This is a genomic window from Lyngbya aestuarii BL J (assembly GCF_000478195.2).
In the GTDB taxonomy this organism is placed as follows: domain Bacteria; phylum Cyanobacteriota; class Cyanobacteriia; order Cyanobacteriales; family Microcoleaceae; genus Capilliphycus; species Capilliphycus aestuarii.
In genome coordinates, this window is sequence record NZ_AUZM01000122.1 from 1 (window position 1) to 10,945 (window position 10,945).

The window sequence follows — 10,945 nt, forward strand, 5'->3', positions numbered from 1 at the left end:
TTCAGTTGATAACGACTGCGAATTAATTCAATATCAGGATCAGGTTGATCTCGACGATGAATAATTGGACGAAAAACACCCAATCGACCAATGCGTTTAGATAGTAATTCCATTATGCCGAGTAACACAAGAGATTTACCACTGTCGGAGTCTACTGCTGCGATATATAAGTTTGAAACCATAGAAGCCTCCCCTGGATACACGCCAGAAAATATCAGAATTTCAATGCTTTTTGCTGTGAAATCTTGGCTGATTTTTTGAGACTATATTTTTGACTGGGATGATAGAGTGTTGCTGGCTAATCTCGGTAAGCAATTCTGATACTCTGAACCAAAATTCCTACAGAAATTAGAATAATTAAACACGCCCAAAACCAATGGGGTAGAAAGAGTTGTTGAGCAATTTGTCCAGTATCAGAAATAATCATTCGACCTCCAATCACGGCTTTATTCATAAATAAATAACCCCGTTGATGGTAGGTACTAATAATCGCCTGCACACCTAAAAATTGAATCGCCCATCCTTGGAACCAATGGGGTGTTTTTAGGGCAGTAAATAACAAGCCAGCCCCCCACAGAGAAATCGCCACAATTCCAAATAGCGATCGCACCCAGATTAACACAGAAAAGAGTAATAAACCGCTAAGAATCATTAAACAAATCTGAGCATTTTTGTAGCGACGACTGGAAATAATAAATAATCCTCCCGCAAACGCCGGCCCTAATGGGCCACCTGCAGCCACCAACGCCAGTCCAATACGACCTAAAAATAACGAACCCGAATGTACCGCAAAGCCAGAACCGTTGGGAAGCATGACTAATTTTCGGAAGTCTCCCCCCAGGAGTAACGCTGTTAGTCCGTGACCCATTTCGTGAAACCAAGTGGCGAGAATTGAAAAGGGATAAAGAATATAATCTCCCCAAGAAAATTGCCACAAAACGAGGGTAACAGCAGCGGCGCCAATTAGCCAGCTTATCCCCATTTGGTTGCGGTTTCCGGTTGTTCCCTCAAACGGTTGCAGATTTAGATTTTTCATCGGTTAAGCGTCGGTCAAATGTAGGTTAAATTGAAATCTTGGTCAAGTTCTATCATCTATCTACATCATAGAACTTTAGGGTTTCTGATGGCTATTGATGCTTTTCTAATTGTAGCTGCTAATTTTAACTAACTGCAAATCCGGTATAAGGTCTAACTAAAGGTTAAATATTTATACTTCATAATATCACATTTTCAAACCGTGTTAAAATTGAAAAGACTGATCCCAACTTAAACGAGAAGTTTTAGGAAAATTTAACAATGGCGGGAAAACTCTTACGCAAAATTTGGATCGTTCTCAACACTGACATTGAACTGTCTTTAACGGGGACGGTTTCGACAAGCGTGGAAGCGGGAAAAGCAGTTTTTGAACTCGCCAAAGCGTTAAAGGAGAATAAAAACGACGAAAAACTTGCACCCATCATTAACAATATTGATTCGTTATTGGATGTTCTCAATTCCCCTTTGGGAGAGGTTGCAAAAGCTACGTTACCTTTTCTTCCCATTGCGACAGGAATTTTAAGTTATATTGCTGAACAAACTCGCAGTGAACCCAGTTTAGAAGATTCCGTTCAGTTGGTTTCTCAAGTTGCCTATTTGGAAAGTTTACGTGTTTTTTTAGAAGAACATCCCGAACTAGAATTAGCCGAAAATACAGCATCAGAAAAAGTCGCAAAACAGATTAAAAAGTTAGGTGAAACTATAGAAGTTGATGGAAAAGAAATTAACTTTGATGACCGAGAAGCCAGAAAAACTCTAATTTGTTTCCACGATTCTCCTTTGGCAAAAGTCTTTAACCCTATTCTCGTCGAACGTTTCCAAGAGTCTGGACTGGATGAAAACACCGCAAAAATAACAACAGAACGAATTTCTCGCAATACTCACCGCTATATGAAAGAAGCCGTTGCAGAAGTACGAGACTCTGCGAAAAAGTTGGCGGGAATTTACGGAGACGGTTGGCTAAAAGATATCGAAGCTTACCACAGTATTGACCAATATTTAGAAGAAGTGATTGCTAAAAAACCGGAAGAAAAGGTTTTTGATGAGAAGTTTACGTTTCGGCAAATTTACGTTCCGATGAATGTGAAACTTGTTGATTCTAATGGAGAATTTAGAGAAGATTCTGACTCGCAAAATATCGAACAGTGGGCAAAAACAACATTACTAGACGACCACAAAAAAGGTCAAGTTCTGTTTATTCAAGGAGGGCCAGGACGGGGAAAAAGTGTATTTTGTCGAATGTTTTCCGACTGGGTAAGACGAGAACTCCATCCGATTTATACCCCAATTTTAATTCGATTGCGGGATATTAAAAGTTTTTCCAATGATATCAATGAAACACTCGCCACTGTAATTGATCGAGATTTTACTCGAATTGATAGTGGATGGTTAACCGACTCTAATACTCGCTTTCTATTTTTATTGGATGGGTTCGATGAGTTACTTTTAGAACGGGGAAAAGGCAATGATTTAAAATTCTTTCTCGATCAAGTTGCAGATTTTCAAGAACGGTGTTCAAGGAATAATGAACAGGGTCATCGAGTTTTAATTACAGGTAGACCTTTAGATCGAATTAGATATAGAGAGTTAACAGCGTTTGATGACATTGGCAATCGTTATTTAGAACCAGGCAAATTCAAGCAGATTGAAATTATCCCGATGGATGAAACCATTCAGCAGCAGTGGTTGGAAAAATGGAAAACGGTCGTTGATTCTAACTCACTAATTGCAGTAACAAAAACGGATAATTTTTGGCAATTTTTACAGGATGAACGTTGTCCGCAGCAAGCCAAATATTTGGCGAAAGAACCCCTGTTACTGTACTTGTTAGCCGTTTTGCATCGTGACGAACAACTCCACATTGATATGTTTGAAAATGCTGATGCAGGTCAAGCTAAAATTCTAATTTATGAACAGGCGTTAGAGTGGGTATTGAACAAACAACGAACGGAAGACGGAGAAAGTCTTAATCCGAAATTTACAGGCTTAGAACCGGAAGATTTACGCAGTTTATTAGCCGAAGCCGGACTCTGTGTGGTGCAGTCCGGACGGGAATATGCTTCGATTAAAATGATTGAAAGCCGACTTCTGGAAAAAGAAGATGAGGGCGCAAAAGAACTGATAGAAAAGGCACGTCAAACGGGTTCAGAGGAAGCGTTGAAAAATGCCCTGGCTGCTTTTTATCTCAAGTCGGGAACGGCAGATAATTCTGTTGAGTTTTTTCACAAAAGTTTTGGGGAATTTCTCTGTGCTGAACGCATGGCAGAAACGTTAGAGGAATTTACCTTTAAAAGTAAGAAACGGGGAAAGACTTATGAAATGCCCACAAAAGAGTTAGAGCGGCAAATTTATGATTTGTTTGGCTATGGAAATCTGACTGCTGAGATTGTGGAATATTTGATGGCACTGTTGATTAAAAACGAGATTGACTTTGGAGTGCTATTTGAACGACTGCATGAATTTTATCTACGCTGGTGTAATGGAGATTTTATCGAACTTTGGGATGCAACCGAGGAAATGTTGCCTTTGAAAAAAGCCCGACAACTCCAACAACAAGACATCGAACGCGGACAGCGACAGGTTGATATTTATACCGGTTTAAACGTGATGATTTTGCTATTTGAGTTGCATCGTTATGGACAGTTAAAACAGGAGTTAAAAGAGAAATTACATTTTCATCCCTGCGGTCAACCGGGAAGTGAGGAGTTTGACAAACAAAGATTACTACAAATTATTAGGTACACCTATAGTCTGAAAGTAAATACTTTTTTAAACATTATAAGTAAGTTCCTCATTAGTGCCCACCTCAGAAGTGCCGACCTCTTTAACGTTAACCTCAGTGATGTCAACCTCAGTGATGCCAACCTCAGTGATGCCAACCTCATTCGTGCCAGGCTCGGTGGTGTAGACCTCAGTCGTGCCAACCTCATTGGTGCCAACTTCCATGATGCCACCCTCTGTGGTGCCAACCTTAGTCATGCCAACCTCAGAAGTTCCATTCTCAGAGATGCCAACCTCAGAAGTGCCGACCTTAGTAATGCCAACCTCAGAAGTGCCGACCTCATTCGTGCTTCTCTTTTTTATGCCAACCTCAGTGGTGCCAACCTCAGTGGTGCCAGCCTCAGTTATGCCTACCTCAGTGATGCCAACCTCAGTGATGCCGACCTCAGTTGTGCCAACCTCAGTTGTGCCAACCTCATTCGTGCCGACCTCAGTTGTGCCAACCTCAGTGATATTCGATGGGATAATCACACAAAATGGTCTAACGTTACTGGGTTAGAAGAAGCTAAAAACGTACCAGAAGCGTGGAAACAATAATCTGAATTTGAAGCGGGGGAAAATTCGTTTTCGTCAGAAGATTTAGAGGCGTTGGGTGAGGAGGAATAATTTCAGGTTGGGAATTATAACAAGCATTATTTGATGGAACTAACGGTTAATGGTGTGTTAATTGTTTGGGTTTTCTGTTGGGAATTTTAACCCGAGTTGTTTGACACACCCTACTGATTGGTTTTTTCGATAAGATTAGTAGTAGAATGGTGCGTCAATTTTTTGGGTTTTCTGTTGGGAATTGCAAGAATTATTATTTGACACACCCTACTGATTTGTACTTATCGCTCAACAATTTTTAATCTTTGTGTCACCATCGTAATCCCACCTGGACGCATTAAAATTGCAGAAATCCAATTATGTCCCGGTGTTTTTGGTGCGGTTCCAATTTTAAATACACCCCCAGAAGGTAAGAACTCCAACTCTAAAGGAAACTCGGTTAAATACGCTCTGGGTGTGACTCGTTCTTCAATAGCGGTTCCGATCATAATTTGATCGCCGAGAGGTTCTTCAACAATCGCATCAATGCTATATTCTTGACCTGTTTTTACTTGTTCGGGTACAACTAATGTCACCGTTGGGGGTTCTTCGCCGCTGGTTAATTGATTGCGTTCGGCTAAGACTTCTTGTTGAACAACCTTTTGATTTTCTACTCGTTGCTGTGAAGTAATTGTGGAATTGAGTGTAAATTCTCGACCATTTAAGTCTTGAGTTCCGGTAATTTCTGTAACTGTAGTTGCGATAATTGCTGATCCGTCTTTTTCCCAGGATTGCAACTGAGTCTGATAATTAATATTAGAATAATTTTGCCAAAGTTGGTTTAAAACCTGCTCTAAACTCCGACGATCTAACCCTTCAGTTGTGCTAAAATCTTGACTATAAAATTCTAGTACCCCCTTCACATCCTGACGATTGGCTGCGGCTTCTATTCCTTCTATTAAAGTCGTCAGTTCTGAGGGCGCGGTTTCGGGCGGTTCTTGGGCGTGAACCCGACTCGAATCAACACCTGTCATTCCCCACAATACCAGACCGAGTAGAACAGAAAGCATCGGAGAAAACTTTTGACGGCGACGAGACACAAGAGAAGGAAGTTGCCGAGAAGGAAAAATCGTCATAAGAAACGGTTTTGTTGTTAGTAATTAAGTCGATAAATATTGAATTAGCGGCTTTTTACAACCGTTAACCTCTATGTACAGTTGTCAGTTATCCGGTTTTCGATACCCAATAATGGTAACTTTAATGGTAACTTAAAACTTACAGCTCTGTTTAGGATACACCCAATTCAAAACACTCATGCGATTATTGATTGCAGCTAGTGGTACAGGCGGACATTTGTTTCCAGCGATCGCAACGGCCGCCCAATTACAAGATTATCAAATCGAATGGCTAGGCGTACCTGACCGCTTAGAAACACAGCTTGTTCCCCAGCAATACCCTCTCCATACGATTAGTGTTCAAGGGTTTCAGCAACGATTTGGCTTAGGAACAGTGCGAACTTTTAGCCGTTTAACCGCTTCTATCCTACAAGTTCGCCGTCTCCTCAAACAAGGGAACTTTCAAGGGGTTTTCTCAACCGGAGGTTATATCGCCGCCCCTGCGATTTTAGCGGCCCGTTCGTTGGGTTTACCTGTAATTTTGCATGAGTCGAACGCTTTACCGGGGAAAGTCACCCGTCTACTCAGTGGGTGGTGTAACTTAGTCGCGTTGGGGTTTGACTGTTCTACTCAGTATTTACCTCGCGCCCAAAAAACGGCGATTGTGGGAACTCCGGTGCGATCTGCCTTTTTAGCCGAAACTGAACCGTTATCCTTTTCTATCCCCGAAAACGCGCCGCTGATTGTGGTTATCGGCGGAAGTCAGGGGGCAGTTGCCGTTAACCAGTTTGTGCGAGAAGCGGCACCGGCTTGGTTTGATCTTGGGGCTTGGGTCGTGCATCTTACGGGAACCAATGATCCCCATACCGATGATTTAAAGCATCCCCAATACTTAGCCCTGCCATTTTATGACAATATGGCAGCTTTATTCAAACGAGCCAATTTAGCCATTAGTCGGGCGGGGGCGGGTACTCTCACCGAATTAGCCGTTACTCAGACCCCTTCTATTTTGATTCCCTATCCGTTCGCCGCAGAAGATCATCAAACCCATAACGCCAAAGTGTTTGCAGAAGCAGATGCCGGATTATTGCTGCCTCAAAACGACCTCACAAGCGAAATTCTCCAAAGTAAAGTCTCACATCTGCTGACATCCCCTCAACAACTCCAACAAATGGCAGAAGCAACAGCCTCATTAGCGGTATTGAACAGCGCCGAACAATTAGCTGATTCTATTAGTCAAGTGTTGAGTCGCGAGGGGAAGAAAAATAGATGAGAAATTAAATAAAAATCAAGGAAAAATCCCTAATTTTGTTTGTTGTTTTTAGCGAAGTTTAACCGCTTTGATCCGAATTCGTTTGTAGTCAGCGATCCAGCTTCCTTCGTGATACAACTTCGAGTGCAACTTCTTCTCAATCCGCGTTAAGATGGGTTCTTGTTGTTCAGCCGGAATATTATGAAAGAAGCAACTGGCAAACATTTCAATCCAATTTCGCAGACCATTTTTTCCGTCTTCTAGACGAGTCGGCCGATCAAACAAAGTCGCCACTTGTAATTGAAAACCTTGACGTTCTAAAAGCGTGCCATATTCTGCAATACTGGGAAAATACCAGGGATTAAAGCTTTGATTTTCTGGATATCCAGCCTCATCTAACGCTTCATAGATGCCATTAACAATCGTTTCCACATTGCCCTGACCCCCAAACTCGGCAACAAATCGTCCTCCCGGTTTTAAAGCCTGCCAAACTCCTTCTATGACTTTCTCGGGTTCTTTGATCCAATGTAAAACCGCATTGGAAAACACGCCATCAAATTGTTCATTCATCCCTAAAGCAGCAGCATTGATAACAGCAAACTTGAGGTGAGGATAGGAATGACTGGCTCGTTCGATCATGGAAACGGCATTATCAACACCAGTGACCTCTGCTCCGGAACCGGTGATCCGATAGGTTAGATGGCCTGTTCCACAACCGAGATCAAGGATGTGTTCTCCCGGAGTGGGATGAAGTAATTGTAGTAAGTCAGTCGCGAGGTGAGAGACATAGCGGTGGCGATCATCGTAAAGATGGACATCCCAATCATTGAGAATGGGGGTCTTTGTGTTGTTGGCTGTCTTAATACTCATTCGACGCTTAGGAGTTGGGTCTTTGGTTAACAGTATGCAGTATTTATTGATAAACTTTTTTTAAGTTTAACAAAGTTTAAACGGTATTGTCATCGAGGGGCTTGCTCCGGGTAAAACTCTTTTTGACTTTACAATCGGTTTGAGCGCTTTTCACGACAGTTTCACAATTCATACTCTAGGGATCAGGGTTTAAATACAGCAAATCAGTAGGAATACTCATGGAGTCAAGGAATTTGTTAGATTTTGTAGGTAGAAAAAACACTGAACAAGAACTACTTTAATCTAGATTTTACTCTCTAGCTCAAAGTTATACTCAATCAAGGCTTTTGATAGATTTTACATTCAATTCGCCAATTTTCAACCCCATAGAGATTGAATTTTGACTCATTTTGTGATAAAAACTACAGACTGTTGGCTAGATGGCAATCAAATTGCTCGAACGGGAGGCGCTTCATGTCTGGTAACGAACTTCAAGCCGATTTTTGGATCACGGAGTACATCACGCCTTGGGATATTTATGCTCACGGGGTCACGAACGTACTAGCCTACAAAAAAACAGCGTTTCAAGAGATGTATATTGTAGAAACGGGAGCCTATGGCAAAGGTCTAGTTCTCGATGGAAAATGGCAGTCCTGCACAGGAGATGAGTTCCTCTACCATGAACCTCTGGTGCATCCGGCGATGATCGCTCACGCCTCACCTCGTCGGGTGTTGGTTTTGGGGGGTGGAGAAGGGGCAACAATTCGGGAAGTTTTGCGCTGGAAAACTGTTGAACAGGTGGCGATGGTTGATATTGATGGAGAAGTTGTCGAAGCCTGTCGAGAATATCTCCCGGAAATGCACGCCAATGCTTTTGATGATCCGCGACTGAAACTGGTGATCGGTGATGCGTTAGAATTTCTCGATAGCAGTGATGAGCCGTGGGATGTGGTTATTTCTGATCTCTCTGATCCGATTGAAGAAGGGCCATCATTCAAGCTATTTACCAAAGAGTATTTTGAGAAAATTCGCAACTGTCTGGCGCCCGATGGTTTTCTCGTCATTCAAGCAGGCCCCGTCTCGCCGGGAAGTATGAAACTTCATGTCCGCCTCGTCCATACCGTTAACGCGGTGTTTCCTCATGTTGTTCCCTACAGTAGCTATATTTCGACTTATGGGGCGCCTTGGGGGTTTGCAGTAGCGTCGGCAAAACCCATTAATACTCGTCCTGATCCCAAACAAGTTGATCAACTGATCGCGGAGAAAACCACAGGTGGGTTACGGATGTTTGATGGGGTGGCGTTTTTGGGAATGATGCAAGTTCCTCTGCATATCCGCAAAGCGATCACAGAGGAAACTCAAGTGTACACCCTGGCTGAACCGCCTAAGTTCTTTGGGAAGGGAAGTAGCCAACAATAAAGTACATGATCTATAACTCCCCTCGCCTCGCAGGAGAGGGGTTGGGGGAGAGGTCATCCAACTGCCCTCGCCTCGCAGGAGAGGGGTTGGGGGAGAGGTCATCCAACTGCCCGGGTCATTTAATTTGAGGTTGATCAACTTCAAAAATAGCTGAAAACAATCACAGTGTAACCGGATTTCAAGCAGTTTTTATAGGATTATCCAGCACCTAACACCCGATCAAACCCGACTGGGATAATACTAATATAATTGATCGAAAGGTGGGGAGGTCGGGAGATTGGGAGATTTTGGCTTTTGACCTCACGACTTCAGTTCACGGGTTACGGTTTGCGCTCAAGACTTTCACTATCGATTCAGAAAGGTTATCCTAGATAAAATTAAACTGATCTCAGGACAAATCCTTTTATGTCAACACTCACTCCTCACCTTTCGGTTGAAAAAGTAACTCATTCTCGCCTCAACGAACTCAACGGAGATCAAGTTGCCTTTGGAAAGGTTTTCAGTGATCATATGTTTGTTGCATCTTATGAAAATGGGAGTTGGCAAGAGGCTAAAATCGTTCCCTATGGACGTATTGAGATGGCACCTTCTCTGTCTGCACTGCACTATGGTCAAGCGGTTTTTGAGGGGATGAAAGCCTATAGAAGTCAGGCGGGAGAACCGTTATTATTTCGACAGGACGCAAATTTTGAACGGATTAATTTATCGGCTCAACGATTATGTATGCCTCCGATTTCCAAAGAGGTTTTTATGTCGGGGTTAATGGAATTAATTCGCCTCGATGCTAATTGGATTCCCTCGGGAGAAGGAAGTTTATATATCCGACCAATTTATTTTGCTGCGGATGAATTGATTGGTTTAAAGCCATCTGACAGTTACAAATTTTTTATTATTACTTGTCCAGTTGGTGCTTACTATTCTCAACCTGTTAAATTAATCGTCTCAGATCAATATGTTCGCGCTTGTGAAGGGGGAACAGGTGCGGCGAAAGTCGCGGGAAATTATGCAGCGAGTTTATTAGCAGATCAAGAAGCGAAAGCTAAAGGATATGATAATGTGATTTGGTTAGATGCCATTCATCATAAATATATTGAAGAATGCGGTACGATGAATTTGGCATTTGTGATTGATAATGTTGTGGTGACTCCTAAATTAACCGGAACGATTTTAAATGGAATTACCCGTAATAGTGTGTTAACGTTGTTTAGAGATATGGGGGTTACAGTTGAAGAAAGATTGGTTTCTATTGATGAAATTGCTGAGGCTTATGATCGTGGTATTTTGATGGAAGCTTTTGGGATGGGTACGGCAGCAACCATTGCTCCAATTTCAACCATTAATTATCAAGGACGAGATTTAACTTTACCAACAGTTGCTGAATTTAAGTATAGTCATGCTGTGGGTCAAAAATTGGAAGATATTAAAACTGCTAAATGTGAAGATTCTCACGGTTGGGTTGTCCGAGTTTAATTTTAGTTTTTAATTGACCATGAACTCGCAAAAATCAAAACAACCCCCCTCGCTTCTTCATGCACCAGTAGGATTAATTTCTGGTTTCACTTACCCCTTTAGAGCTTTGGGTTTGTTTATCCGAACGCCTAAACTCTGGGGGTATGTGATTGTTCCCGTAGTGATTAATATTATTGTCGGAATTCTCCTGTATGTGGGGTTACTATTTCCGGGCTTGAATGGGATTGAGGTTCTCGTTTCTAATTTAGACAACCAGATTGATACTTGGGTGACAAATTTACCGACATGGCTGCGGTATTTAGATGTATCTGCGGTGATTTTGGGTTGGTTACTTCGAGTTGTTTTAGTGACGGCTTTATTGTTTGTAATTGGGTTTCTATTACTGCAATTTGGTGGGATTTTGGGTGCGCCTTGGTATGGTCAATTGTCAGAAAAATTGGAAGAATTAAGAACAGGTAAACCCGCAGTTCTTCCCCCCAATAGTTTCACCAGTATTTTT

The 10,945-nt window shown here is 42.2% G+C and carries 9 protein-coding genes; 5 read left to right on the top strand and 4 right to left on the bottom strand.

Annotated elements, in window-relative coordinates; translation table 11 throughout:
* Window positions 1-182: AAA family ATPase (locus M595_RS26175; protein WP_023069612.1), on the bottom strand; the 182-nt coding region annotated here is incomplete at its 3' end.
* A gap of 116 nt (window positions 183-298) precedes the next feature.
* Window positions 299-1,036 (bottom strand): M50 family metallopeptidase, encoded by a 738-nt coding sequence (locus tag M595_RS26180; protein ID WP_023069611.1) that lies wholly within the window; start codon window positions 1,034-1,036, stop codon window positions 299-301.
* A gap of 260 nt (window positions 1,037-1,296) precedes the next feature.
* Between M595_RS26180 and M595_RS26185 the strand changes: the two genes are divergently transcribed.
* The gene (locus M595_RS26185; RefSeq protein ID WP_023069610.1) at window positions 1,297-4,353 is read left to right on the top strand and encodes a pentapeptide repeat-containing protein; all 3,057 of its coding nucleotides are present in this window, start codon (window positions 1,297-1,299) and stop codon (window positions 4,351-4,353) included.
* Between the two features lie 290 nt (window positions 4,354-4,643).
* Here M595_RS26185 and M595_RS26190 read toward each other — a convergent pair whose 3' ends face one another.
* Entirely contained in the window at window positions 4,644-5,477 is an 834-nt protein-coding gene (locus tag M595_RS26190) for a DUF8623 domain-containing protein (protein ID WP_023069606.1), read from the bottom strand.
* A 178-nt stretch (window positions 5,478-5,655) separates the two neighbouring features.
* On the opposite strand from M595_RS26190, the gene murG reads away from it, so the two are divergent.
* Window positions 5,656-6,729, top strand: coding sequence for an undecaprenyldiphospho-muramoylpentapeptide beta-N-acetylglucosaminyltransferase (murG, locus tag M595_RS26195; protein ID WP_023069609.1), 1,074 nt, complete (start codon window positions 5,656-5,658; stop codon window positions 6,727-6,729).
* A 48-nt stretch (window positions 6,730-6,777) separates the two neighbouring features.
* Here murG and M595_RS26200 read toward each other — a convergent pair whose 3' ends face one another.
* A complete protein-coding gene (locus M595_RS26200; protein WP_023069607.1) occupies window positions 6,778-7,578 on the bottom strand; it encodes a class I SAM-dependent methyltransferase in 801 nt (266 codons plus the stop codon).
* A 453-nt stretch (window positions 7,579-8,031) separates the two neighbouring features.
* Here M595_RS26200 and speE point away from each other — a divergent pair, with 453 nt between their 5' ends.
* The 3 genes from speE to M595_RS26215 all read left to right on the top strand — a co-directional run.
* The gene (speE, locus tag M595_RS26205) at window positions 8,032-8,976 is read left to right on the top strand and encodes a polyamine aminopropyltransferase (protein ID WP_023069608.1); all 945 of its coding nucleotides are present in this window, start codon (window positions 8,032-8,034) and stop codon (window positions 8,974-8,976) included.
* A gap of 405 nt (window positions 8,977-9,381) precedes the next feature.
* Window positions 9,382-10,446, top strand: coding sequence for a branched-chain amino acid aminotransferase (locus tag M595_RS26210; protein WP_023068364.1), 1,065 nt, complete (start codon window positions 9,382-9,384; stop codon window positions 10,444-10,446).
* Window positions 10,447-10,465: 19 nt separating this feature from the next.
* Window positions 10,466-10,945: EI24 domain-containing protein (locus M595_RS26215; protein ID WP_023069613.1), on the top strand; the 480-nt coding region annotated here is incomplete at its 3' end.